Genomic DNA, 24,913 nt, shown 5'->3' with positions numbered 1-24,913 from the left:
ATCATTAAAGCACGCTCAGTTAAACCCTCACCGTTCGTTTGAATGAAACTGAGCGGTTCGCTTTAGAAACAAGTAAGACTCAATGAATATCTCGAAACAATGCGAGTATATTTTACCATGATTAAAATGTCTTTGTAACCATGCAGATGGAGATTGACGAACATCGAGACAAATGAAAGCGTTTTTATTTAACAAAGGAGGAACATTCGGTAAAAAAAGACAGCAATATATCTGAAATGTTTAAAAATTCAGATATATTACTATCTCATAAAAAACTATTCAAGTTTAGTATCTTCAAGAAGATGAGCAAAAGCTGCGAAGTCAGTATGCAGCCGCATCATTTCTGCTTCACCCATGTTATTCAAGACTTGTGAGGCCATATCTTTTGCCTGGGCAACTTCATGATCGGCCACTTTTTGACCCTTGAAAGTCAATTTAACGATGTGACGCCGACGATCGTTGGGATCTTCGTCCATCTCAATCAGTTTGGCTTTCATTAACTCAGAAATTTGAATTGAAATTGCGCCCTTAGTCACGTGGTTTTTTTCTGCCAGATCAGACACATTTGCGCTTTGGTTCGTGGCCAACTGGTTTAAAATTGATAGTCCACTCCAGCCAACACCAAACTTGCTTGAAACCTTCCCAAGAACCTTTTCAATTTGGCGGAAGCTCGACAAATACCCTTCTGTCATCATATCAACGACCATTTGTTGCTGTTTTGTTGTTTCGTCCATGAGTGCACCACCTTCGTTTGTTGATGGAAACACCTTTAAACCAAGGTTTCGGCCACTGATTGCCTTAAACTCACTAAAATAGCAAAAATGGTGACTTTGTGCTCTAAAAACGCCGCTGTAGCAGTAACAATTTATTCGTGTTTTATTGGAAACACAATAATAAACTAAAATCAGCAAAATGCCGTGCGTTAGCTCGCTCAAAATAAACCAGTCGGGAATATTACTAATTTTGAAAAATGCCAATACACTGGGAATACTGTAAAATTCACTACTTGAACGATTCATATTATTAATGAATATATGTTATAATTTTATTAGTGGAACATTTTAGGCTAAGTCACGATTCTTGCTAGAGTCGTGACTTTTTTATTTTCCCAAACGAAAACCTCGCAACGCATTTTGAATGTCGAGCTCTTCGATGCCCAGGTAACGTTTGGTAACAGACTCACTGGAATGGTTTAACAAAATCATTAACGTCGCAATATCATGTGTTTGCTGATAATAATGATATCCAAATGTTTTCCGTAATGTGTGTGTCCCGATATCTTGACGATTGAGCTGCAAGGCCGCCTTTTGAAAGATTTTGTAAACCGAATTAACACGTAGCGGTTGTCCATAACTACTGACGAAAAGATAAGCACTATCAGGTAAGCCGTCAATGTAAGTCATCACTTCTTCACGAATACTTGCCAAATATAGTATTCGCTTTTTACCAGTCTTCTGCTCCGTAATCGTACAATTGTGAATTCGTCTAACGTCCGCGACCCGCAAACGGACAATGTCACTCATCCGTAGCCCTGTGTTCATGCCTAATAACACCAAAAAACGATTACGTTTACTAAACCGTCCAACGCTGACCGCATGAATAAACTGTTGAATTTCAACTGCTGTTCGCAATGGTTGCACATTATATGTCATAAAATAGTTTCCCGCTTTTTTATCCAACGATTATTGCCATTAATAGTTTACTCGATGCAATCATTAATACAGCGGTTGATGCCTAATTAAGGACAAAAAAAGCGCAGAATAATCTGCGCTTACTTTGTCCTGTATGTATCTTACAACCCAGCTCACTTAATTGGTGTGCTATTCAACGTTTCCGCGAATGTTGCAAAATTTTGGTGCAGGCGTTGCATTTCAGTTAATGGCATTTCATTCAAAACCCGTTGTGCAATCTCAGTCGCCTGAGTATGAACTCGATCAGCCACTTTTTCCCCACGTTTGGTCAGTTCAAGTCGATGTCGACGCCGGTCATTTTCATCTTCACTAATTTTAATCAAATTTCGGTTGAGTAATTCGGTAATTTGAAGTGACACGGCTCCCTTGGAAATATGGTTTTGCTGAATCAGATCAGCCGTGGTGACGCTGGCATCACTTGCTATCTGATTCAAAATAGAAAGGCTACTCCAACCTAGTCCAAATTTTTTGGCAACCCGTTTCAGCGTTTTCTCTATCGACCGGAAACTAGCCAAATAGCCTTCTGACATCATAGTAATCACCATTTCAAGTTGTTGCTCATTTTGCATTTGACTTCTCCTAATATATCCGTAACTTGCGCAACCATTTTTAATACGAATGGTTTAATGTCAATCCCGTCAATCTGTTAAACATTTATTTTTATATGATGTTTATAGTCAATGGGATTAATTTATATTTAAAGTATATCACGCACAATCAAATTATTGCATAAACGAGCACTTATTTATTTTTATTAAAGTCATTATCATTTGCGCACACCTGCTGTAACGCAAAAAAATTGCCACAGTCATTACGACTGTGGCAATTTTTTATAAAAGACTACTTTTCAACATCTTGTAACTTTTGATTGTCATCAAGCTGAGAGAAGCCTTGCAAATGCATGCGTTGCAATAACAACATTGATAACCATAACAGGAATGCGAAGATTACTGCCATGAGCAATAATAATCCAACTGCCTGTGTAACCGTGTCATTACCCAAGCCGGATGTTAATCCCTGACGTAAGCCAAGAATTGAGTATGTCATCGGCAAGTATGGATGAATGGCATTGTAGAAACCGTTTGTTACTTGCATTGGGAAGGTACCGCCTGAACCACCAAGTTGCAACATCAGAAGAACCATGGTGATAAAACGACCAGGGTTATCCAGTAACATGGACAGGAACATGACGAGGAACATCGACGCTATCGAGAAACTAATTGAGACGGCAAACATCTGACCAGGATGATCAGCTGACAAGCCGAATAACATCATCAAACCAGTTTCAGCAACTGCTTGAACCACGGCAACAACTAAACCAATCGTGGTCTTACTGAAGAACCAAGCCGTTGCACTTTGCCCAGACATCGAAACCTTCCGAATTGGGTAGGCAAAGTTGAAGACGATTGCTCCAACATACAAGGCAACTGAAAGCACGTATGGTGCCAATGCGTGACCGTAGTTGGCAACCTTACTGTAACTCTTGTGTGTCAACTTGGTTGGTGCACTAAACATGTCAGAGGTCTTAGAAGTTAATGGCATTGCGTTAACTTGATCAGCACCTTTGCCAAGTGCGTCTGACAGCTTAACAGAACCAGTAACCAGCTTCTTCGTACCGTCCTTCAAGGCTGGCGAGTTGCTGTTCAATTGAGAAGTACCATCAGCAAGCTGGTTAACACCATCTGTTAAGGCTGGGATCTGACTGTTCAGTTGATCCAAACCACCAGAAAGCTGGTAAGACCCATTAGCCAATTGTTGAACACCGCCGACTAATTGAGGTACCTGAGCGTTCAACTGACCGATACCACCGTTCAACTGGTTAGCACCTGATACAAGTGCACCAGAGTTGGCGTTCAGTTGTGATGAACCATTTGCTAATTGTTGAACACCGTTTGTTAACGTTGGAATCTGGCTGTTCAATTGGCCAAGACCACCGTTCAATTGGTTGGCACCTGATACAAGAGAACCAGAGTTAGCATTTAGTTGACCCAAACCACCGTTGATCTGGTTAGCACCATTTACTAGTGCTGCAGAATTGTTGCTCAATTGTGAAGAACCATTTGCTAACTGTGAAACCCCTCCAGTTAATGCAGGAATTTGACCGTTTAGCTGACCCAAACCATCTGAAAGCTGGCTTACACCTTGAACAAGCGTGGTCGACCCGTCCGTTGGATTAACTTTAGAATTCAACTGACCAACACTGTTAGCAAATAACCGCAATTGATCAATCTGACCACCCTTTGCTAAAGCAGCATTTATCGTCTTAGGCATTGAATCTAATGCCGCCTGAGTTTGTGGACTTTGCAACGTTGCTAACGTTTTCGAACCCTCAATAGTCGCTAACTGTTTTTGCAAGTCGGACAAACTTGACAGTGTCTTAATATCTGCATCAGATAAATTAATCTGTCCTAACTCGTCGGCCAACGATTTAACATTAGTCAATTGACCACCTGCTGTGCCCAATTGGTCGCTTAAACTTCCCGCACCCTCGGCCGATTGTTGTAGCCCTTTAGCTATTCCTTGCAATTGTGCTTTCAAATTAGCATCACTCTGACTATCAGCCAAACCATTTAAAGCAGTAACAGCACTTGAGTTTCCGTCTTTAATTGCGTTAGCACCAGCCTGAGCCTTAGAAAGTTGATCCGCCATACCAGAAATTTGTGAAGCCTGCTGCTTCATTGCAGGTAATTGTGGTGCTAACTTAATCAGAGGTTGAAGATCATTTAATGCTGTATCAAGACCTGAATTTTTCAATTGACTCTGTAACGCTTGTATCTGTGAAACAGTCTGAACACGATCGCTCATTCCATCCATTAAACCTTGAGCCTGCGTTAATTGGTTCGTTAAATTATCAAGACCAGAATTAACCTGACCAACATTCGATCCCAAGGCTGCTACACCAGTCGATAGTTCTTGAGTCTTCGTTAGTAGATCCTTTGATCCTGTATTTAGCTGGCCAACTCCGCCAGCCAACTGACTAGTTTTGCCATTCAACTCTTGGATACCAGAGTTCAAGGAACCAACACCGTTTGTGTATGTCTGTAAGCCGCTAGCTAATTGGCCTGAACCACCGGCTAACTGGCCGACACCGTTCGTGTACGTCTGCACACCATTAGCTAGGGCACTCGAACCACCAGCAAGTTGACCGACACCACCGGCTAATTGACCAGTACTGCCGTTCAACGTTTGAATACCAGAGTTCAGTGTTCCAACACCGTTAGTGTACGTTTGCACACCACTGGCTAACTGGCCTGAACCGCTGGCAAGCTGATTTACACCGCCAGCCAATTGACCAGTACTGCCGTTCAACGTCTGTAAACCATTGTTCAGCGTCTTACCGCCATCAGCCAACTTACCAACACCAGATGACAATGGGCCAACACTCATTTTCATGGTTTGGACACCATCATTCACCTGGCTCACGTAAGCCGTATAGGTATCGATACCAGTGCCAAGTGTCTTTTGACCCTTAGATAGAGTCTTAGCACCCTTAGCAGCGGTATTCATCCCCTTCCCAACCTTCTTAACTTGTTGGAAAGTTGCGTCGGCATAAGCCTTGATGATTGTTTGACGAATTTTTTCGTTTAACCCAGTGGCACCAATCTGACTGATAACTTCACCAATGTAGTTTAACGATCCATTGGTTTCGTATTGGATATCCATCTTTTTAGGGTTCTTGCTTAGCACGGACGCAGCGTTCTTAGATGTGTCCTTTGGGAAAGTAACAATCGTGTAGTACTTCTTGTCCTTTAACCCTTGCTTAGCCTTCTTTTCGGAAACGAAACGCCAGCCAAGCTGATGATCCTTCTTCAAGGATTTAATTGCTTGGTCCCCGACGTTCATCGTCTGGCCTTGATATTTTACCGGTTGGTCGTTGTTAACAACGGCAACAGGCAGATGCTGTGTTTCCCCATATGGGTTCCAAACAGACTTTAAGAAGAAAATACTGTACAAGAACGGAATGATCATAATGGCAAGAACGGAAATCAGAATTAACCGATTCTTTCCAATAAACTTCCATTCATTCGCAATCATCTTCACGTGGTGCCACCTCTTTTTCTCTCGTCATTCTAAGTTACATACAAACATTTTTATACGACCGTGCCCACAAAAAATAAGCATTTCATTGCGGACATTACAAGTCCACAATATACACCGATTGTTAACAAACCTCAACCATTTATCAGTGCACTAAAACGTTTTCTTAATTATTCCACTTCGTTGACAGCGCTTAACAATGCGGTTCTACGGCATTTCAAAAACACAAAAAAATCCGTTTCGAAACGAATTTTTTCGTTTGAAACGGATTATCTCTTCTATATAACAGCAGTTATTTAGGGCTGTTGCAATGGCTGATCGTGATGAATCGGTAAGTGGATCACAAAACTCGTGAGGTTTTCATCGGACTCAGCAAAGATATAGCCACCATGACGCTCGACGATACTTTGCGCAATGGCCAAGCCTAGTCCAGTCCCGCCAGTTTCCTTCGAACGTGATTCTTCAACGCGGTAGAAACGTTCAAACAGCTGATTTAACGCCGCCGTTGGAATTTCACGACCATCGTTGGAAACACGCACGATAACTTCGTTGCCCTTTAGCTTGGCATTCAGTTCGATAAACGTTGCGTTCTCACCATACTTAAGCGCGTTTGAAATCAGGTTATTGAACACACGCCCCAACTTCTCAGCATCAGCCTCCATCATAATGTTGTCAGGAACAGTCGTCGACGTAATTGTCAGTTGTTTCCGACTCGCTTCTAATTCGTAACTGGCAGCTAACTGTTCGAGCATTTGACTGAAGTTAATTTCATTAATGGTTAGCTCAGCTTCAGTACCGCGCATTTTCAGGTACTCAAACAGATCTTCCACCAGCGATTTCATCTGAGTGGCCTTCAAATAGGCAATGTGAGAGTATTTGACCAAATCTTCATCTGTCTGGTACTGGTTATTCTCAATCAAGCCCAAATAGCCAATAATGGACGTTAGTGGTGTTCGAATGTCATGACTGACGTTTGTAATCAATTCATCCTTAGAACGTTCTGCCTGGCGTTCATCATTCATTGACTGAGTGGCGGAATCAACCAAGGAGTTGACCGAATCCACGACCCGCTGCAAACGATGATTCAGTTTGAATGAAATACGATGCTCCAAGTGACCGTCTGAAATGTAGTGCAATTCGTCGATGATATGATTCATCTGATAAAGATGGTAGCGTCTGATTAACCGCCAATACAAAACAGCACAATCGATAAGAATCATGACTGCAATAAAAATATTTTGATAGCTCCAAATGTACCGTCCACCAATCACCAGTGACCGTTTGATCATGTACACCCCACCGGCAATTCCCGGATTAGAGTGCAACAGATCGTTCAAAATCACAACCAGCGATAGATTTAAAAGGAGCAGCAACACAATGGTTACTACCCCTTCAAAAATTAACGACCACTTTTCGCGTGGAGTTAGTTTCATCATTAGTGTGCCTCAATCTTGTAACCAACGCCCCAAACGGTTTCGATGACTTTCTCGCCGTTAGTTGCTTCTTCAATCTTGTCACGTAGATGACTCACGTGAACCATAACCGTTTTAGCGGACACAACGGATTCTTGTTGCCAAACACGTTCAAAGATATCATCAGCTGAGAAAACACGGTTTGGATGACTCGCCAACAGGTATAAAATACCAAATTCCAAAGCTGTTAATTGAATCGTTTGCCCATCAATCGTTTTGACTTCGTGTGAGTCTTTATTGATGGTCAATGGTCCAATGTCTAAGACGTCAGGTGTGTCACTGGTAACGTGATCTTCGGACCGACGTAATAATGACTTTACCCGAGCCATCACTTCAAGTGGGTTGAATGGCTTAGTAACGTAGTCGTCAGCTCCAGAGATTAATCCCTGAATCTTGTCCATATCACCAGTTTTAGCCGATAGAATCAAAATCGGAATTTGTGAGTCCTTACGAACTTGTTTAACCACTTCAATCCCGTTCATTTCAGGCATCATAATGTCCAAAATCATCAAGCCAATATCAGGATTGGTGTTCAGCTTTGTTAAAGCGTCCTTACCGGTATAGGCTGAAATTGGTTCGTAACCTTCATTTTTAATGTAAATTTCTAATAACTGTGCGATTTCTTTGTCGTCGTCAACCACTAAAATCTTCATCGACATTTTCCTCCATTATTGGAACACGTGGTGTGCTCAACGTAATCAAGTCGACTACGGAGCGAAATACCTGTGGTCTATTCTACTAGACATTGACGGCTGGGACAAATTAAGAAAGAGCAAAGGAAAAAGCCACCATACTTATGGCAGCTTTAGAATTCACAAATTTACTTACGTTGATTCTGTCTGTTCCGCGCATTGTTGGGGTTAGCAAACATCCCACCAATGATGTTGAAACGGCGACGGAGCCACAAATCAGCACCAAATGCAGCCAAGGCCAGCAAGATGTACAACCATGCTGGCAAGATCGGGTTAACGACTGGTGGTAACAAACTGACACCCATGAAGAGAACCAGAATCAATACCAGTAGTCCTGCCATCGCTAACAAGATTCGCCATAGTGGCAAACGTTTGCGACGATCAGTTGGGTTCAACATTGGCGTTAACCATGACCAACCCAGACCAAAGACAATTGACACGATCAGAATACCGACAATGCCCATTTGACCAGACTGCTGTGCTGGCTGTTTGGAGAAGAAGCCCAAGATTCCATACATCGCCGTGAAAATGGCCAAGATACTCAGAGCACTGTCAGCAGCGGTTGGCCAGAATCCTGCTGGTTCAGCGCCGTCACCATTTGTATTCTTGGCAGGTCCGTTAATCAGCTCATCGGCGTGGGCCGTTGGCGTGCCAAACAACTGTTTAGCAGTTTGACCAGTCTTTTGGCCTTCCTTCAGCTTATTTAACGTATCTTCTACCTTAACGTTACGCTGTTCGCCAGTATAATCCCGTTGATCCAAGATTTTGTTTAACTGGTACATAAATTCTTCGTTACGTTTAGTCAACCCTTGATCGTTAAATCGGCTTGTATCAGTCCGAATTTGACCATGATGCTCTTGTTTAGCACCCGCGTTACGTTCGCGATTTTCTTCAGTCACAATAAATCTCCTTATGTGTCAATTTCTAAACGTTGAACCGGAATTCAACGATGTCGCCGTCTTGCATGACGTAGTCCTTACCTTCAAGCCGTAACTTACCAGCCTCACGGACTTTTTGGACACTGCCGAGACTGTCTAAATCGTTAAAGGACATAACTTCGGCACGAATAAACCCACGTTCGAAGTCAGAGTGAATAATTCCGGCAGCTTGTGGTGCCTTTGTGCCAGCACGATAAGTCCAAGCGCGTGTTTCCTTACCACCAGCGGTAAAGAAGGTTTCCAAACCGAGAAGTTTGTATGAAGCACGAATCAGCTTGTTCAAACCTGGTTCGTCAACACCTTCAGCTTCAAGGAATTCTGGCTTATCTTCATCGTCCATTTCGGCAATTTCTTCTTCAGTCTTCGCCGAAACAGCAACCACACCACTACCTTCTGTTGCTGCAAACTTTTCAATCTGCTTAACGTACTCAGAAGCTTCCGGGTCAGCCATGTCATCTTCAGCAATGTTGGCCACGTACAGAACTGGCTTGGATGTTAATAAGAACAAGCCGTTGACAATTTTCTGTTCATCCTTGTCAAAGTCCAACGTCCGCACGGATTTACCGGCCTCCAAAACTGGTTTAATGCGCTTCAGCACACCATATTCAGCAATGGCATCCTTTTCCTTAGCGTTCGTAGCTGCCTTTTCAACCTTGGCATACCGTTTGTTCACAGCGTCCAAGTCGGCAATAATCAGCTCAGTATTAATGGTGTCGATATCTTCCAATGGGTCAACCGTGCCTGTAACACTGGTGATGTTGTCATCATCAAAGGCCCGGACCACATGAACGATCGCGTTAACCTGGCGAATGTTTTCAAGGAACTTGTTGCCAAGTCCTTCACCCTTGCTGGCACCCTTAACGATCCCAGCAATGTCGGTGAATTCAAACGTTGTTGGCACAACCTTGTCAGCTGGTTCGATTTCTTGAATCCGGTCAAGCCGTGAGTCGGGCACTTCAACCATCCCCACGTTTGGTTCAATCGTTGCGAACGGGTAGTTTGCCATCTCGGCACCCGCCTTGGTAATTGCGTTGAAAAGCGTGGACTTACCAACGTTTGGTAGTCCAACAATTCCTGCTGTTAAAGCCATGTTAACCCTTCACACTTTCTTTGTTTATTCGGCTGCCGATGCCTTGCGGAGAATCTTCTTGAGTTTCTTTTCAAACTCCCGCCGTGGCATCATAATCATGTGCCCACAACCGAGGCATTTAATCTTAATGTCTGCGCCTAAACGCAAAATTTCCCACTCATTAGTGCCACACGGATGTGGCTTTTTCATTTCAACAACGTCGCCTTTGTCGTACATCGCTTAACCTCCGCTGTTTTCGTGTTGCGTGACTAACAATTAATCCAATGAGATGCCTAAAATATCTAAGATCCGGCTAAGATCGTCATTTGACATATAGTCAATTTCGATGTGCCCTTGACCTTCATTGTTGGCGTTTGAAATTTGGACTTTCGTGCCAAATTTCTCTTGTAGCTGGTCCTCAGAAGCCCGCACATAGGCAGATTTCTTTACCGGTGTCTTGGCAACCTTTTGCTTATCGCCATTCATCTCACCAACCACTTTTTCCAACTCGCGCACGGTCATACCGTTCTTAACGACGCGGCGTGCCAGCGCAACCACTTTACGCTTATCCTTCAGACCAAGCAATGTTCTTGCTTGACCCATCGATAACTCGTTATCAGCTAACATTTTTTTAATGACATCTGGTAATCCGAGCAAACGAATGTAGTTAGCAATATAAGGCCGGCTCTTACCTAAACGTGCTGATACCTCAGCTTGCGTCAGGTTGAGCTTACTCATCAACGTTTGGTAGGCCTCAGCTTCTTCAAGCGGAGTCAGGTCCTCACGTTGCAAGTTTTCCAACACGGCAACTTCCATCATTTCCTGTTCGTTCATAGTCCGAACAATGGCAGGAATACTACTCTTACCAGCTAATTTGGACGCCCGAAAACGACGTTCACCGGCAATGATTTCGTAACGATTTAATTTTTCATCAGGTTGTCGAACGATGATTGGTTGAAAGACTCCTGATTTTTCAATTGAGCTTGCGAGTTCTTTTAGCGCCTTGCGGTCAAACGTGCGCCGTGGTTGATAAGGATTAGGCCGAATGTCTGACAGTGCAACATCCTCGACTTGTTCAGCAGTCACATCATTAAGACTGTCAGCCAACCCATTTTCCTCGAACAACGCGTTAATTCCCTTGCCGAGGCCTTTTCCAGTCGTTTTCTTACTTGCCATGCGCTTCGAGGACCTCCTCTGCTAATTGTGAATAAACTTCGGCGCCCCGTGACTTCGGATCGTAATCAATGATGGCGAGTCCGTGACTAGGCGCTTCTGACAAACGAACGTTACGCGGAATAATTGTTTTATAGACGCGATCACCAAAGTATTTTTGAACTTCGGCATTAACCTGAGCACCCAAGTTAGTCCGCGCATCAAACATGGTTAGTAATACCCCTTCGATGCGCAAACTACGGTTAAAGTGTTTCTGAACCAGTTTAATTGTGTTTAATAGCTGGCTAAGCCCTTCCAAAGCGTAATATTCACTTTGAACGGGAATCAAAATGGAATCACTGGCCGTAAAGGCGTTAATCGTAAGCAGTCCAAGTGACGGTGGGCAGTCGATTAAGATGAAGTCATAGTCGTCATGCACCTCTTGAAGGGCATCCTTAAGCCGTGTTTCACGGGCCATCAAGTTGGTCAGTTCAATTTCAGCACCGGACAACTGAATCGTTGCGGGTACAATATCCATGCCTGGATGATTAGTCGGTAAAATAACTTCTGAAATTGGGGTTTCATTAACCAACACATCATAAATATCCTTTTGAATATTGGCCTTTTGAATCCCAATCCCACTCGTTGCATTACCCTGAGCATCTGTGTCGACTAATAGAATCTTTTGACCCTGATTAGCCAGGCACGCACCAAGGTTGACGCTGGTTGTTGTTTTACCAACACCACCCTTTTGATTTGCGAGCGCAATTACATATCCCATCAACGTTAACTCCTCATATCCCTTTGCTTAATTCTTACTGCTACTATGACCATCTTTTGGTAAATCAATGACGATGCGATAACCGTCATCAGTGTTTTCTTCGTGCACATGAACGGATAAGCCAGTGTCGCGAATCATCTTGGCCGACTCTTTAATCGTATTAACCGCGATGCGAGTATCGGACGTCAAGCCTCGCAACCGTTTCTTTGGCCGCTGCGGTGTAACTGGCTTTTCTGTCGTTAGTTCTGAAACCAACCGTTCAGTAGCCTTAACGTTCATATCGCGATCTTCAATCTGCATTAACACGTGTCGTTGCTGATCAGCATTTAACGGTAGCAACGCCCGCCCGTGACGCTCAGAAATCTTCTTGGCACTGATGGCATCCAAGACTGGCTGACTGAGCTTCAACAAACGTAATTTGTTGGCAACCGCCGATTGACTCTTGCCGACACCTTTAGCCAGTTGGGTTTGAGTAACATCGTTAAGCGCCATCAATTGTTGATAGGCCTGAGCCTCCTCAACAGCCGACAGCTCTTCGCGTTGCAAGTTTTCAATCAACGCTAATGACGCTGTCTCATGATCGTCCATCTTTTCAACGATGGCCGGAATGGTTTCCCAATTCAACGAAGTCACCGCACGAAAACGACGTTCACCAGCAATGATTTCATACTTGCCGGTCTCGTATTCACGAACGACAATCGGCTGCAGCAACCCATGTGCCCTAATCGTCTCAGCCAACTCAGCAATAGCATGTTCATCAAACACCTGCCGCGGTTGAAAACGGTTCGGTTCAATGGCAGTCAACGCTAACTGTTCAATTTTCTGTTGCGGTTTTTCATCGCTCTTATTTCGATTCCCAAATAATGAAAAAGGCATCCGTTAATTTCCTTTCACCAACCATTAGTGTGCGTGTAACGGTTCTTTGTTTGGCGTTCCGGGACGACGTGGATAACGTCCAGGCGTTGCCCGCACCTTATCCAAAACAATGATTTCCCGTGGGTCTCCAGAAACTGGCAGCTCGAACTGATGACTTTGACTGACCTTCCCACCAAGCGTGTGAATTGCGTATGTCGCATCCGTCAGTTCTTCGTTGGCGCCACTAGCCTTCATTGCCAACATTTGTCCACCAACTTTAACCAGCGGTAAGCACAACTCACTCATGACGCTCATTCGAGCCAGCGCACGCCCTGTAACGTAGTCAAATTGCTCACGTTGCGGCGACTTTCTTGCACCAAACGTCTCTGCACGATCATGGACCAATGTGACGTCACGCAATCCCAAAGTGGCCACTAATTCTTGCAAAAAGTTAATCCGCTTGTTCAACGAATCAACAATGGTGACCTTCAATTGTGGGAACAAGATTTTCAGCGGAATCGATGGAAAACCAGCACCCGCACCAACATCGCATAAAGTCACAGATTGCGTTTGCAATTCCGGCACAAACAACGCGACTGTGATGGAGTCATAAAAGTGCTTGAGATAAACGTCTGACTCAGCCGTAATCGTGGTTAAATTAAATTTTTTATTGGTTTCGACCAGTAAATTAAAATACTGATCAAAAGCATCCCGTTGCTGATCCGTTAAGGTAATCCCGTGATCAGCTAGGGCAGTCTTGAACTGTTCTGGGTTCATAAAAACTCCTTTAATGTGAAACAACAGTGTGTTTCACGTACTTACACATTTTACCGAAAAAAAGGCAATAAAACAACCGCGCCCAGCGATGTCAACAAGGTTTTAACCCAGTTGCCTGCGCAAGGTCGCGGTTGTAAATTGATATCTCATTTTGATTACGTTTCATCTTAGGTTCGTTGCCAAATCGCCAGCCCAACCTTGAGTAGAATCCACCCAAGTAATCCACCTAGCGTGTTTAAAAGCAGATCGTTCAAATCAAATGTGCGCTCACCGAAGTTAAAGTAATTCATGACAAGTTGAGATGTTTCGATAAAAAGCGATGTACCAAACGCCAGTCCAATTGCGCGCCAGAATGGGCGTAGCTTGGCAGACAAGCCACCGCACAGTAAAGTCAGTGGCAATAACATCAAGCCGTTACCAGCTAATTGATACAGAACCGTTGGTTGGCGCCAGTTATACCACATCGCTAACGGGTGCACATCAATGGCCCCTTGGAAGGTGTAGCCACTGGCCGCCAACGTGCCAATATTGCGACTAATGTTAATCGGAAACAGCGTCATGTCAAAAACCGTCCATAGATAAACACATAAAACGGCTTGAAAAAGCACACGAACAAACTTTAGCCGATGGTGGCGAACGTCGCTTATGACGAGCAAAGTAAAGAAAAGCAACAGTGGCACAATTAAAATTTGACTGGTTACCAGCCCATTGTGATCGAAAATCGTCATCGTTGCATTCCTCCTCGTCGTCTTCATAAGTAAGCTTAACGCTGACCAGCGATGATTTGGGCTTCACGTGCTTAGACTTGGTAAATTCATAAACAAGTTGCGTAAAACTCTCTGGACATTGTTTCAGTGACAAGAATAATTTTGAAGTTAAGATTTCATTTCGTCGACTGTGGACGCCGTTTCATGGGACCGGCTCAAGCCCCAAAAGCGGTCTCGAGTTTTGATTTTGAGCCCCTAAAACCAGGTCTCAAAAGTCATCCTGCAATCCTAAGTGGCACAAGCCCCTGCCACTAACGATTGCGACCATGAAACTCTGTCCACTGTCGACTCCACTCATTCTCCATGTTGCCGTGCACTGTTACGTTTTCACCTAAGATTTCGAGTAAGCCCATCAATTTTTCGATTTGATAGTAACAAAAAAGGCGCCACAAGGGCGTCTTTTTATATTTGAGAAAATGAAGTTTTCTAAATCGAGTAAATGGGGCTTATTACCAAACGAATAAACCAACCATACCAGCTGAGAGTAATGAAACTAAGATACCTGAAAGTAACATGTAACCAACGTTGCTAGAAATCATGTCGTTCTTTTCTTTACCAACCATACCTTTGAAGGCACCGATAATCATACCAGTAGTCCCAAAGTTAGCGAAGGAAGTTAAGAAGACAGTCAAGATAGCGCGGTAGTGAGGGGCAAAGTGGTTAATTTTACCAGTAATTTCACCCATAACAACGAATTCGTTCGTTACTAACTTCAAGCCCATCAATTGAGAGAAGTCCCAAGCAGTGTGGACGTTCAAACCCATCAACCAAGCTGGGATGAACATGATAACACCAAGGATACTTTCCAATGACAATGGCTTCCAAATCAAGCCAAGTAACTTATCGATCAAACCAGCTAAGGCAACAAAGGCAATAACGTTGGCAGTGATAATCAGAACCAAAGTACCGGCACCTAAGATGGAGTCACCCAAGAATGAGAAGAATGGTTGACGTTTGCCGTTTGATTCAACAGCGCCAGTTTCTTCAGCAGCTGCTTCACTTTCGCCGCCTTCGTCACCAACGTTACCGATTTTAGCAATCGTGTCATCTTCAGGGTCAACTTCAACAGGGTTCAACATGTTGGTTACGATCAAAGCGTTGATACAGTTCAAAGGAACGGCGGTCAAAACAAATTGACCAGGAACCATTTGCGTGTAAGCACCAAGAATTGAAGCCGTAACACAACTCATTGACATCATTGCCAAAGTAACATCACGTTCAGCCTTCATGGTGGTCAATTGTAACTTAGAAACGGCAAGCGCTTCAGTGTTACCTAAGAACATCATTTCAACGGCGAAGAATGATTCGAACTTTGGTTGACCAGTGATAAAGCTTAAACCGCGACCAATCCATTTGATGATCCATGGCAATACACCAATGTATGTCAGGATATCGAATAATGGCACAATCAACAGAATTGGTAGCAAAGCACTGGTAATGAAGTTAACTGGTGCTGGGTGTGTACCCGTAGCACCAACCCAGTTAGGCAATGCGAAGTTGATTCCTTTGTAGGCAACTTGCACCAACCAGTTGAATCCATCAGCAGCACCCTTAACAACGGCACGGCCACCGGCGAAACTGGTTAATAACCAGGCAATAACTAAGTTTAAGACAACCATGATGCCAACAGAACGCCACTTAATCTTCGAGCGGTTCTTGGACAGTGCCCAAGCAATCGCCAAGTAGACGATAACACCAATGATGTTAACAACTAAATACATAACATATGTCCTTCTTTCCAAAATGATGGTATGTTTCAGCCCAAATGCTCCCATTTGAGCCACTCAGCGTTATGCATCGATTTTTCGACGCACACCTCGATGTCGAAAACCTCACCCCTCCTTCAGTTGAAAAGCGGACTTTAGAATAATTTTCACGAAATAATGGCTTGGTTGAAAACGCCTCCGCAAACGGAAAGGTACAGTCCGCCTTCCCTGACCAATTAATAGTACCGTTAATCGAGCTAGGTGTAAACATTGATTCCTCCGGTGAAGCTTCTTTTTAATTTTTAGAGCGGTTACGTGAATATTGAAAACGAATGAAAACGTTTACTGACAGTAATTTCCGAACGGAACGCCATTTTTATGATTTTAATTATTTTCTAACTTAGTACAACGCTTCACCTATTGATATATCGGCTTTACTGGCATTCTATCCTTAGCAAAGAATCAGCTATCACTAATGGTTTTGAAAATAACCGAATGTCGCAACATTATTCGGAATTTCCAATAATGAAAATGAGAGAAGAAAAAAGGACCTGCCACATGATGGCAGGCCCCTTTGGGTGGGAAAACGTTTTTTCGGTCTAGTGAAGGTGCGAGTAACACCCTGTTATGGTCGATCATTTTATTGTGGCAATGGTCTCACTTTCCTTCTACGCTGTGAATATCGAACACAAAGTCCGCTCCTAAGCGATTTCACTTCATTTTCTGACACGTTGTAAAAGTTGAACTTAACTTGACTGCGACGATCAAACACCCAAGTACCACTAGACCTCAACCGTTTTCTTGAGAGTAGTTTACGACCTGCTTTCCTTTTAAACCGTGAAAAGCCCTCGAAATAGCTTGATAGTGACAAAAATTCTCCGCCAAGTTTTATCAATTGACTAACATGCCAGATCGCGTTAGTCTATTACCATTAAATGAAAGGGGGTGATGTCTTTTGACCATTGGAAATAATCTTAAGGCATCAGCCCACGATGAGAGTGTCGCACGCTTCTAGCGTAAAACAGTCTTTATCCGGACTGATGCAGTAAGAAAGGCCCTGGGAAATTTTCTCCCAGGGCTTTTTGTTTACCCTGCTTCCTGCTACACTCAACATAATTCATTCAAACGAGGTTACGTTCATGGCCACTTCATCCTTTGCCTATCAGGTGTTTGCCACCGTGGTCGATAAGCATACATTCATTGCTGCCGCCGAAACACTTAATATCACACCAAGTGCGGTCAGCCACTCAATCAGTCAGTTGGAAACTCAACTTGGTTTTCCACTGTTTATTCGTAGTCGCACAGGGGTCACCCTCACTGCCGACGGGAACACCGTGTATCCAATCATTCAAGATATTCTCAATTCTGAGCAACGGTTGGCACAAGAAGCTGCCAATATTAACGGGTTAACACACGGGACGATTCGAATCGGTGCTTTCTCATCTGTACTGCTTAATTGGCTGCCCAGTATCATTCGTGAGTTTCGCCAGCAGTATCCTGATATCAACATCACCGTTTACCAAGGAAACTTCAACGATATTGCAGAGCGCGTTCGTTTGGGAACATTGGACATGGGTTTTTCGGCGCTACCACTCGATGAGAACATCGTGATTCATCCCCTCATCAAGGACGAAGTGTACTGTTTGACGCCGACGGACTTTGTGCCTAAGAACGGCCATGTCATGACCAGCGCTGACGTAGCGGATAAAACCTTTATTCTGCAACATTCTGACTACGATCGCGATACTAAGTTGACGCTGGACCGATACAATGTCACACCCAATTCGCTAAACTACTCCATTGATGACGCCTCAATCATTTCAATGGTTGAAGCGGGCTTAGGGTTTGGTGTTCTACCCGATTTGGCGCTCAAACGAATTTCTGGGAACATTAATATCTATCCATTTGATGAACCACATTATCGAACCTTATGTTTGGCCGTGAACAAGTCACTGGCACAAGCGCCCACCACTACACGGCTAACACGAATCATTCGAGAAAACTTAAGCCACGAGTACGGTGACAAATTATTGTGGCAATAAGCATAAAAAAGTATCTCCATCACGGTGTGACGGGGATACTTTTTTATCCGAAACAGGTTCAACTAAACGAGTCTAATTTCCAATTCTTTTCCAACACTCTGTGCAATTTTTTGAAGTGTCGACAATTTTAAATCCAAATTGCCATTTTCAATTCTAACAATTGTAGATTGCGCTGTCCCAGACACTTGTGCCAATTCACGTTGAGAAATTCCCATTTCTTCTCGTAAGTTTTTAACAGCCAAAGCAGCAACAATTTCTCGATCAGCCTTATCATACTCACGTTTGAATTCGGGATCATTTAGCTGACCAGCAACATACTCATCTAAATCATAACTTTTCTTCATCTCTGTGCCTCCGAATCTTCTCATCCCGAATTGACTTGGCATGATCAATCTCACGCTGTGGTGTTTTGCTCCTTTTTGCCTTTTTTACACTTAGGATCCGTTGCTCTAAGCGCCCTGTCTCATCAACAAATCAACCAATTCATTTTCGGTGACTTTACCGAAGTATTTTGAGACATCCGTGCTGTCGAAGACTTTCTTCACCGCGTTAAGTTCGTACTTAGTCCCAATCAAACGGTTTTCAACATCTTTAATATCTGCCTGACCAAAGAAGTCGCCAGTAATCTGAATATCCGTGATGTGACCCTCATCTACGTTCAGCGAGAATTCCACCGTTCCCGCCTCAAAGTGCTCACGACGTTTGACATTAAACGCTGGTGACTTGCCATAAATCCAGTCCCAGTTCTCAAAGTAACGTTGTTCCAAATCGTGAACGCCAGCCAACGCCTCATTATCTAATACATACGCATTTGCATCTTCGATGTTTTTAATGTTCAAAATTTTCTTTGCTAATGCATCTCTGAATTCTTCAATAGTCAGGTTTTGATAGGCTGGCGCAAAGTGTGGTTTCAGGTTGGTAACCCGACTCCGAACCGATTTAATACCCTTCGATGCAATCTTATCAGTTGGCACGTTCAAGGCCTTAGTTAACACTGATTGGTCGACATCATACATCAAGGTGCCGTGCGAAAACATCCGTCCTTTCTCAACGTGCATCGCATTACCAGAAAACTTCTTGCCACCGATTGTAAGATCATTACGGCCGGTCATTGCAGCGCCCGTCGCACCCATCTCGTGCAACGCGTTAATGACAGGATCCGTAAACCGTTTGAAATTGCCCACTGCATCCCCGTCATCCTTGGTAATAAAGCTAAAACTAACATTCCCAAGATCGTCGTATACAGCACCGCCACCAGAAGTTCGACGTGTCAAAATGATATGGTGTTGGTCAACGTAATCTTGATTGATTTCCTCAAGCACGTTTTGGTATCGACCGACGATAATACATGGAGAGTTAATGTAGAAATATAAAATTGGTTCATCTAAATTAGCGTGCTCCATTAAATATGTTTCAATCGCCAAATTTTCACGAATGTCCGTGCTTGGACTAGCTAAATAACGCATGTTATCACCTCAAGATTTTTCAAACGAACAAATGACTTCAACTCACGTCTATTTTACTACGTTTCACCAAATCAATTGCCGCATAACAAGTTGCTTCATACTTAATTCCTTGTGCATATTCATTTTTGTCTTGATACCTGTGCCACAATTTTTTAAGTGTGTCATTCACGCTTAACTCTTCAATGATTGAAACATAGCTGCCTACTAGTGTGCTTGTACCTCTCACTTTAGAAGTTGCTAATATGGCTAAATGTAATGTTTTGAAATCAATGTTTTGTATTTGTGTTTTATCAAATAGATACAAGTCATAGTACTCCTTTAAACGTGTATTTAGATCCTTTCTTGCCACCATTGACTCCAACTTTTCGGCCAAAATCGTTTCAACATTATAAGCCATGACTAAAATATCCTGATTATTAAATATCGTATGATGATGCCATGAAACTTCTCTTGGCGTAATCGTGTCTCCAGTCGATACGTCAATCTTTGCTTCAACTTCGCTAGCATAAATATCTGCGTGCAAGTGAACACGAAAACCCGCATAGTCTGCTCCAACACGAATGTCATCAATTTTCACGATGCGAATAATGATGTCATCATCCGGATTGCTTGCATTGATAATTTCTGTAAAAACCTTTTGCACTTCTCCCCTACTAACCGGCAATCCCTTAACTGCAGTATCAATGTCCCTTGTAGAGCGGGTGTCAACGCCCAACATCGACGCAATTAAAAAACCACCTTTTAGAATAAGATTATGACGATACCTAGAATGTGCAATACGATCTGCCACTTCATCTAGAACAACTTCTTGCATAAGCATTTGCGGGTTAACATGCTTTTGTCTCGCAAGCATCCGAACTTTAGATTTGAACTGTTGTCCATTGGTGAAGCCAAGTTTCATAGAAGAACCTCCATGTACGCTCTAATTTTATCTTTCACCTTAAAGATATCCGCATATTCACTTAAACGGTGTAAATCTTTATTCTTCATTTGTGCGAAGTACACCATAGCTTGTTTAATTGTTTCGACGTCCGAGGCATCACGTGTCCTCAATAGGTCACACAAAGTTCTTTCAACATTATAGGTACGAACCAGATGGTTCCCCGGACTCTTCACCAACTCCACACCAATTTTTTGCCATTCGGGTTTTTGACGATAAACTTTGACTGGATATCGACCAATTGCTGTAGGGTGATAGCTCTGTGGAAAATTCATTTCATAAATACCAGGTGTTCGGTCAATCATTCCATGCAAAAATAACGCAGAATCTTTGAAAAATACACCTTTACTGAAACGATATTGCAAAATATACATATCATCTTCAAAAATTTCGGGATCAATATAAACGCCTCGATCGACACGTTCTAAACTACCAGTTCGTGTAAGTTCGACCAACAAGTGTGGATCAATCCCTGCTTGAAGAATTTGTTGTCGTGTAATTTGGCCATTGTTAGACCGTAACAACTTTTTTAAAGAATCCTTTTGCATATTTGCCCCCCATGTTTAAACACTATATTACCATATAACTATGTTTAAACATGTAAAAAAGTATAATTTAACATCTGAATGTGTCGGAATCGGTTAAAATGCATTTTTTCGAAAACAAAAAAATCACTGTACGGACAGGCTTCTGTCCACACAGTGATTTTTGCAATGATTTAACTTTTAAACGGAGAATGTCATGCTCACTATTCCACCGCCAACGATTCAATTGGATCCAGTTTAGCAGCCTGATGCGATGGTGCTAGAGCTGCTAATAAGCTGATAATGATGCTTGCCAGTAATCCGAAGATAATGTAGCCAGGTGTCATCTGGATGATGCTGTAGTGAATCAAGCCATTAATACCGTGGTTGATCAGTAATTGAACAATCCAAGCCAGCACAATTCCTAAGATGGCACTGAACAAACCGATGAAGAACGCCTCGGAAACAAACAGGTTCCGAATGTCTCGACGACGAACTCCGAGAGCCCGTAAAACACCGATTTCTTTAGTTCGTTCAGACACACTGATGTACAAGACAACAATGATCATAATCGCGGAAACCAGTAACGAAATGGCCGCAATCCCTGCCAGTACATAGAATGCCAGCGAAATGTACGTGTTCAACGTATCAAGAATAGACCCGACACCAGTAATGGCATATGCTGTCTTACCGTTCGTCTTTAAGGCTTTGATCTTATTCTGAACGGTTTTGGTTGTTTGCACGTCCTTGGTTGATACCGCGACAAAATTAGCACGTAATTTTGCACCTTTGGCAGCGTACATCGACTTCAAGTTGTCAAACGACATTGCGTCAGTACCAGAGTTGATAATCCCTGAAACTTTGAGTTTTTGGGTCATCGCAACGGGCTGATTATTGTCATCCATCGCGGTCACACTCAAGGTGACTGTCTTACCTACTAGTGACTTGTAATCTTTGCTGATCTTCTTAGCATTCCGTTTGGTCAGTAAGATTTCCTTATCGCCAGGTTTGGACCCCGTCTTGATATCACTTTCTTTTTCAGTCTTATTCCAAGTTTGGAATTGCTGAATTTGCTGCGTTTTGCCGTTGTAATCGACCTGGACGCCGTTTGGAACATAGGTACCAAGAATGGCTTCTTTTACACCTTTGACCTTCGCCAACCGGTCGCGGTCAGACGGTTTCATCTCAACTGCTTCCGCCGTCTGTTTGTCAGTCTTTTGAGCGACTTGAATGGTCGTCGGATTAATTTGGTCCATGATTTGGTTATTCATGTACCCCTTAACCCCGTTACCAAGTGCAAGCATCAAGATAACACTGAAAATCCCGATGGAACCGCCAAACACAATAAGTAAGTTACGCTTCGTGTTGTACCGCATATGCTGCAAACTCATCTTCAACGTTGAACGGAAACTCAGGTGCTTTGTCTTCGTTGACAACTGTTTGCCTTCTATTGGGAAAGGATCCTTTAACTCACGATCTTCATTGATCTTCCCATCTTCCATGTGAACGATTCGCGTACCATGGTTGGCTACATCCTGACTATGCGTGACACAGATGACTAGCTTGCCACTTTCGGCAATGCCATCCATCAACTCGAGAATTTCTTTGGTGTTCTGAGAATCCAACGCACCAGTCGGTTCATCCGCGATAATAACGTCAGGGTCTGAAGCTAACGCACGTGCGATCGCCACACGCTGCTTCTGCCCACCAGAAATTTGGTTAGGATACTTATGAATATGATCTTCTAAGCCAACTTGCTTCAATAAACTCGTGGCACGTTCCACTTGTTCATGATGAGTCATGTTGGTCATTTCCAAACTGACCATGACGTTGTCCAGCAACGTTAAGTGGCTAATCAGATTGAAACTCTGGAAAATGAATCCAATTGTTTGTCGACGGTACGCATCCATTGCCTGTTCCTTCGCGGAATGCATGGACTTGCCGTTCAGTAACACATCACCCTCATAGTTGTGATCAAGGCCACCGATAATATTCATTAATGTTGACTTACCACCACCAGATTCACCCAGGATGGAAACAAACTCACCCCGTTCAAACTTAAGACTAATTCCCTTTAAAACAGGAAACGGTTCTTTATTCACGTAGTACGATTTGTGAATGTCCTTCAACTCTAGAAAGCTCATCAAATTGCCCTCGTTTTCAAAATTTTATGATTAATTCAAATTGGTCTTAACAGTAGCAAATTCACCCCCGTTATACAAATGATAACGGGGGTGAACTGATAGTCGTAATGCTTTCTTATTAAATTGTTTCCTGTGGAAAGAAACGTAATAACCCTTTATTAATTGCGTACGAAAAACTATTTAAAGAATTTTCTATTTTAAATATAAAATAGAACTTTCAAAGCATTTAATTGTCATCCTTATTGATTTTGCCAACTATAACCAAAAGTTAATTATTGTTCTGAGTTGCCACCCCACTGTCCCGTTGATTAGCCCCCAAAAACCAAGTTGTCGCGTTTTAAATCGACATTTGGCTACCTGTTGACAATCTGTTCTTTCCACATCTGACTAACATTAGAATTCATGAACCTTGTAACACCTTTCCTTGCGTCATCAGACATATTTTGCAATAACGTCGGATTTCGAATAAGCTTGACTATCCGATCCGCTAATTCTTGATTGTGACCATCCGAGACTAAAATACCGTTCTTACCATCATTAATAATTTCAGCAGGTCCATAAGCTACATCAAAGGCACACAGTGGTAAACCACAAGCTGCCGCCTCTGTCATGGCTAGTGGCTCAACATCTTGCTCCGTTGTCGTAACAAACAACTTGCTGGAAAAATATTCACTGATCAATTCTGTTGGCTTAAGGTATCCTTCAAATTTCACAACATCTTTTAACCCAGCTTTTTCAACAGCTTTTTTTGCGTCGTCTTTTACATTTCCGTAACCACAGATTTTAAGTACTAAGCCGGTTTCGTGGTTATGAATAATCTTAAAAACATCGACCAGTCTAGTAATTCCCTTACCATTTCCAAGCCGACCCGCAAAGATGATTTGATTCTTGCGGACACCCTCAATTTTAGGCAACTGGTCTTCGATTGTAGCTGCAGGTAAAGCGTACACAGCAACTTGTCCTTTAACCCGACGTTCAATATCCAGCTTTTGCTGCTCTGTTGCCACAATGATGCCGGTCAATTTAGCTAAATTTTCTGGTTTAAAGGCCTGTGTATAGATTTCATCCAATGCCCCATCAACCAACGAATACTTACTATCTGTCTGAAGCATAGGCAAGTAAATAAATTTCCGTGTTTCATTACTGAGTGCAAGAACCGGAGCATATGTTGATAATGGCCGATCAGCAATAAACGTATTAGGTTCATTACTTGATTGATCTAATTGCTGCAAAAAGTAAGTAAACAGTTCATCAATATTTTCGAAATAACGCTTATAACCGTCTCGTGAAGTTAGCTGAATGAAGGTTATGTTTTCTGGATTTGAGTCAACATTTGAATAGCCAAACTCTAACACTGGCGATCCCTGTGTATTGAAATATTCCTCGTGAATGAGATGCTTGTTAATATCATAATATTTTGTACAGCTTTTAAAGCCACGCCAGTCCCAAACCTCAGCCTTAGTTAAATTTTGGTATCTATCAAAATACTCAACAGTATCCAGTTGACCATATGTCCCAGCCATAAAGATAATTCTGTTAACTAGCCGATCACCCTTATATGACTTACTAACAGTGCTATCTGGGCTAACTTCATATTCAGGATTTATTTTGGCATCCGCAATAAGTGCCTTTTTGGGAGTTAAATTTACCGCATCTTGAAAAAAGTCAAACATGTTAATAATGCTTTCGTCATTTATTGGTAAATCGGCAATAAATCTATGAAGTTGCGGATTAAACATTCTGGTAACCAACTTTGCTGGCACGTTCATTTGTTTAAACAAAGATAAACGTTTAAACTCGGCAAATTCAATTCCTGAATTAAGTGGATAAATATATTCATTCACAAAGTAATACATAAT

At 42.7% G+C, this 24,913-nt stretch carries 22 protein-coding genes; 1 reads left to right on the top strand and 21 read right to left on the bottom strand.

Annotated features, from left to right (window positions below; translation table 11 throughout):
- Window positions 1-275: 275 nt before the first annotated feature.
- The 15 genes from LDK34_RS09695 to LDK34_RS09625 all read right to left on the bottom strand — a co-directional run bounded on the left by LDK34_RS09695 (window position 276) and on the right by LDK34_RS09625 (window position 15,953).
- The gene (locus LDK34_RS09695; RefSeq protein WP_178941928.1) at window positions 276-734 is read right to left on the bottom strand and encodes a MarR family winged helix-turn-helix transcriptional regulator; all 459 of its coding nucleotides are present in this window, start codon (window positions 732-734) and stop codon (window positions 276-278) included.
- Between the two features lie 366 nt (window positions 735-1,100).
- The gene (locus LDK34_RS09690; RefSeq protein ID WP_178941927.1) at window positions 1,101-1,652 is read right to left on the bottom strand and encodes a tyrosine-type recombinase/integrase; all 552 of its coding nucleotides are present in this window, start codon (window positions 1,650-1,652) and stop codon (window positions 1,101-1,103) included.
- Between the two features lie 152 nt (window positions 1,653-1,804).
- Window positions 1,805-2,260: a MarR family winged helix-turn-helix transcriptional regulator gene (locus LDK34_RS09685; protein WP_178941926.1), complete on the bottom strand. Its 456-nt coding sequence runs from the start codon at window positions 2,258-2,260 to the stop codon at window positions 1,805-1,807.
- Window positions 2,261-2,531: 271 nt separating this feature from the next.
- On the bottom strand, window positions 2,532-5,726 hold the full coding sequence (locus LDK34_RS09680; RefSeq protein WP_236941803.1) for a YhgE/Pip domain-containing protein: 3,195 nt from the start codon (window positions 5,724-5,726) through the stop codon (window positions 2,532-2,534).
- Between the two features lie 299 nt (window positions 5,727-6,025).
- On the bottom strand, window positions 6,026-7,162 hold the full coding sequence (locus LDK34_RS09675; RefSeq protein ID WP_026017036.1) for a sensor histidine kinase: 1,137 nt from the start codon (window positions 7,160-7,162) through the stop codon (window positions 6,026-6,028).
- Window positions 7,163-7,164: 2 nt separating this feature from the next.
- Window positions 7,165-7,854, bottom strand: coding sequence for a response regulator transcription factor CroR (gene croR / locus LDK34_RS09670; protein WP_017260801.1), 690 nt, complete (start codon window positions 7,852-7,854; stop codon window positions 7,165-7,167).
- A gap of 167 nt (window positions 7,855-8,021) precedes the next feature.
- Window positions 8,022-8,792 carry a DUF1129 domain-containing protein gene (locus tag LDK34_RS09665; RefSeq protein WP_178941925.1) on the bottom strand — a complete coding sequence of 257 codons (771 nt, stop codon included), beginning with the start codon at window positions 8,790-8,792 and terminating at the stop codon, window positions 8,022-8,024.
- Window positions 8,793-8,817: 25 nt separating this feature from the next.
- Window positions 8,818-9,921 (bottom strand): redox-regulated ATPase YchF, encoded by a 1,104-nt coding sequence (ychF, locus tag LDK34_RS09660; protein WP_178941924.1) that lies wholly within the window; start codon window positions 9,919-9,921, stop codon window positions 8,818-8,820.
- Between the two features lie 24 nt (window positions 9,922-9,945).
- Complete coding sequence (locus LDK34_RS09655) at window positions 9,946-10,137, bottom strand: DUF951 domain-containing protein (protein WP_017260804.1); 192 nt, start codon at window positions 10,135-10,137, stop codon at window positions 9,946-9,948.
- A gap of 39 nt (window positions 10,138-10,176) precedes the next feature.
- Window positions 10,177-11,076, bottom strand: coding sequence for a ParB/RepB/Spo0J family partition protein (locus tag LDK34_RS09650; protein WP_161001961.1), 900 nt, complete (start codon window positions 11,074-11,076; stop codon window positions 10,177-10,179).
- On the bottom strand, window positions 11,066-11,833 hold the full coding sequence (locus LDK34_RS09645) for a ParA family protein (protein WP_017260806.1): 768 nt from the start codon (window positions 11,831-11,833) through the stop codon (window positions 11,066-11,068). The genes LDK34_RS09650 and LDK34_RS09645 overlap by 11 nt, the downstream gene beginning before the upstream one ends.
- A gap of 27 nt (window positions 11,834-11,860) precedes the next feature.
- A complete protein-coding gene (gene noc / locus LDK34_RS09640; protein WP_178941923.1) occupies window positions 11,861-12,709 on the bottom strand; it encodes a nucleoid occlusion protein in 849 nt (282 codons plus the stop codon).
- Between the two features lie 24 nt (window positions 12,710-12,733).
- Window positions 12,734-13,465 carry a 16S rRNA (guanine(527)-N(7))-methyltransferase RsmG gene (gene rsmG / locus LDK34_RS09635; protein WP_178941922.1) on the bottom strand — a complete coding sequence of 244 codons (732 nt, stop codon included), beginning with the start codon at window positions 13,463-13,465 and terminating at the stop codon, window positions 12,734-12,736.
- A 167-nt stretch (window positions 13,466-13,632) separates the two neighbouring features.
- On the bottom strand, window positions 13,633-14,193 hold the full coding sequence (locus LDK34_RS09630) for a VanZ family protein (RefSeq protein WP_178941921.1): 561 nt from the start codon (window positions 14,191-14,193) through the stop codon (window positions 13,633-13,635).
- A gap of 488 nt (window positions 14,194-14,681) precedes the next feature.
- On the bottom strand, window positions 14,682-15,953 hold the full coding sequence (locus LDK34_RS09625; protein ID WP_178913628.1) for a NupC/NupG family nucleoside CNT transporter: 1,272 nt from the start codon (window positions 15,951-15,953) through the stop codon (window positions 14,682-14,684).
- Between the two features lie 1,124 nt (window positions 15,954-17,077).
- Here LDK34_RS09625 and LDK34_RS09620 point away from each other — a divergent pair.
- The gene (locus LDK34_RS09620; RefSeq protein WP_178941920.1) at window positions 17,078-17,980 is read left to right on the top strand and encodes a LysR family transcriptional regulator; all 903 of its coding nucleotides are present in this window, start codon (window positions 17,078-17,080) and stop codon (window positions 17,978-17,980) included.
- 62 nt (window positions 17,981-18,042) lie between these two features.
- Here LDK34_RS09620 and LDK34_RS09615 read toward each other — a convergent pair whose 3' ends face one another.
- From LDK34_RS09615 to asp1, 6 genes are all read right to left on the bottom strand, one after another.
- Window positions 18,043-18,324: a helix-turn-helix domain-containing protein gene (locus LDK34_RS09615; RefSeq protein WP_178941919.1), complete on the bottom strand. Its 282-nt coding sequence runs from the start codon at window positions 18,322-18,324 to the stop codon at window positions 18,043-18,045.
- Between the two features lie 105 nt (window positions 18,325-18,429).
- Entirely contained in the window at window positions 18,430-19,446 is a 1,017-nt protein-coding gene (gene lplA, locus LDK34_RS09610; RefSeq protein ID WP_178941918.1) for a lipoate--protein ligase, read from the bottom strand.
- A gap of 37 nt (window positions 19,447-19,483) precedes the next feature.
- Window positions 19,484-20,347 (bottom strand): nucleotidyl transferase AbiEii/AbiGii toxin family protein, encoded by an 864-nt coding sequence (locus LDK34_RS09605; protein ID WP_178941917.1) that lies wholly within the window; start codon window positions 20,345-20,347, stop codon window positions 19,484-19,486.
- A complete protein-coding gene (locus LDK34_RS09600) occupies window positions 20,344-20,934 on the bottom strand; it encodes a type IV toxin-antitoxin system AbiEi family antitoxin domain-containing protein (RefSeq protein ID WP_178913624.1) in 591 nt (196 codons plus the stop codon). The genes LDK34_RS09605 and LDK34_RS09600 overlap by 4 nt, the downstream gene beginning before the upstream one ends.
- A 200-nt stretch (window positions 20,935-21,134) precedes the next feature.
- On the bottom strand, window positions 21,135-23,054 hold the full coding sequence (locus LDK34_RS09595; RefSeq protein ID WP_178941916.1) for an ABC transporter ATP-binding protein/permease: 1,920 nt from the start codon (window positions 23,052-23,054) through the stop codon (window positions 21,135-21,137).
- A 353-nt stretch (window positions 23,055-23,407) separates the two neighbouring features.
- Window positions 23,408-24,910: an accessory Sec system glycosyltransferase Asp1 gene (gene asp1, locus LDK34_RS09590; protein WP_178941915.1), complete on the bottom strand. Its 1,503-nt coding sequence runs from the start codon at window positions 24,908-24,910 to the stop codon at window positions 23,408-23,410.
- Window positions 24,911-24,913: the final 3 nt, after the last annotated feature.

Origin of the sequence: Furfurilactobacillus milii, assembly GCF_021654115.1 — a bacterium.
Taxonomy (GTDB): Bacteria; Bacillota; Bacilli; order Lactobacillales; family Lactobacillaceae; genus Furfurilactobacillus; species Furfurilactobacillus milii.
Note: the sequence above shows the minus strand (reverse complement) of the source record. Positions and strands in the feature narration are given on the sequence as shown.

Bases quoted from the DNA above. Each gene is read 5' to 3' on its own strand.
- LDK34_RS09695 (WP_178941928.1), bottom strand. From the start codon at position 734: ATGGACGAAACAACAAAACAGCAACAAATGGTCGTTGATATGATGACA.
- LDK34_RS09690 (WP_178941927.1), bottom strand. From the start codon at position 1,652: ATGACATATAATGTGCAACCATTGCGAACAGCAGTTGAAATTCAACAG.
- LDK34_RS09685 (WP_178941926.1), bottom strand. From the start codon at position 2,260: ATGCAAAATGAGCAACAACTTGAAATGGTGATTACTATGATGTCAGAA.
- LDK34_RS09680 (WP_236941803.1), bottom strand. From the start codon at position 5,726: ATGATTGCGAATGAATGGAAGTTTATTGGAAAGAATCGGTTAATTCTG.
- LDK34_RS09675 (WP_026017036.1), bottom strand. From the start codon at position 7,162: ATGAAACTAACTCCACGCGAAAAGTGGTCGTTAATTTTTGAAGGGGTA.
- croR (WP_017260801.1), bottom strand. From the start codon at position 7,854: ATGAAGATTTTAGTGGTTGACGACGACAAAGAAATCGCACAGTTATTA.
- ychF (WP_178941924.1), bottom strand. From the start codon at position 9,921: ATGGCTTTAACAGCAGGAATTGTTGGACTACCAAACGTTGGTAAGTCC.
- LDK34_RS09655 (WP_017260804.1), bottom strand. From the start codon at position 10,137: ATGTACGACAAAGGCGACGTTGTTGAAATGAAAAAGCCACATCCGTGT.
- LDK34_RS09650 (WP_161001961.1), bottom strand. From the start codon at position 11,076: ATGGCAAGTAAGAAAACGACTGGAAAAGGCCTCGGCAAGGGAATTAAC.
- LDK34_RS09645 (WP_017260806.1), bottom strand. From the start codon at position 11,833: ATGGGATATGTAATTGCGCTCGCAAATCAAAAGGGTGGTGTTGGTAAA.
- noc (WP_178941923.1), bottom strand. From the start codon at position 12,709: ATGCCTTTTTCATTATTTGGGAATCGAAATAAGAGCGATGAAAAACCG.
- rsmG (WP_178941922.1), bottom strand. From the start codon at position 13,465: ATGAACCCAGAACAGTTCAAGACTGCCCTAGCTGATCACGGGATTACC.
- LDK34_RS09630 (WP_178941921.1), bottom strand. From the start codon at position 14,193: ATGACGATTTTCGATCACAATGGGCTGGTAACCAGTCAAATTTTAATT.
- LDK34_RS09625 (WP_178913628.1), bottom strand. From the start codon at position 15,953: ATGTATTTAGTTGTTAACATCATTGGTGTTATCGTCTACTTGGCGATT.
- LDK34_RS09620 (WP_178941920.1), top strand. From the start codon at position 17,078: ATGGCCACTTCATCCTTTGCCTATCAGGTGTTTGCCACCGTGGTCGAT.
- LDK34_RS09615 (WP_178941919.1), bottom strand. From the start codon at position 18,324: ATGAAGAAAAGTTATGATTTAGATGAGTATGTTGCTGGTCAGCTAAAT.
- lplA (WP_178941918.1), bottom strand. From the start codon at position 19,446: ATGCGTTATTTAGCTAGTCCAAGCACGGACATTCGTGAAAATTTGGCG.
- LDK34_RS09605 (WP_178941917.1), bottom strand. From the start codon at position 20,347: ATGAAACTTGGCTTCACCAATGGACAACAGTTCAAATCTAAAGTTCGG.
- LDK34_RS09600 (WP_178913624.1), bottom strand. From the start codon at position 20,934: ATGCAAAAGGATTCTTTAAAAAAGTTGTTACGGTCTAACAATGGCCAA.
- LDK34_RS09595 (WP_178941916.1), bottom strand. From the start codon at position 23,054: ATGAGCTTTCTAGAGTTGAAGGACATTCACAAATCGTACTACGTGAAT.
- asp1 (WP_178941915.1), bottom strand. From the start codon at position 24,910: ATGTATTACTTTGTGAATGAATATATTTATCCACTTAATTCAGGAATT.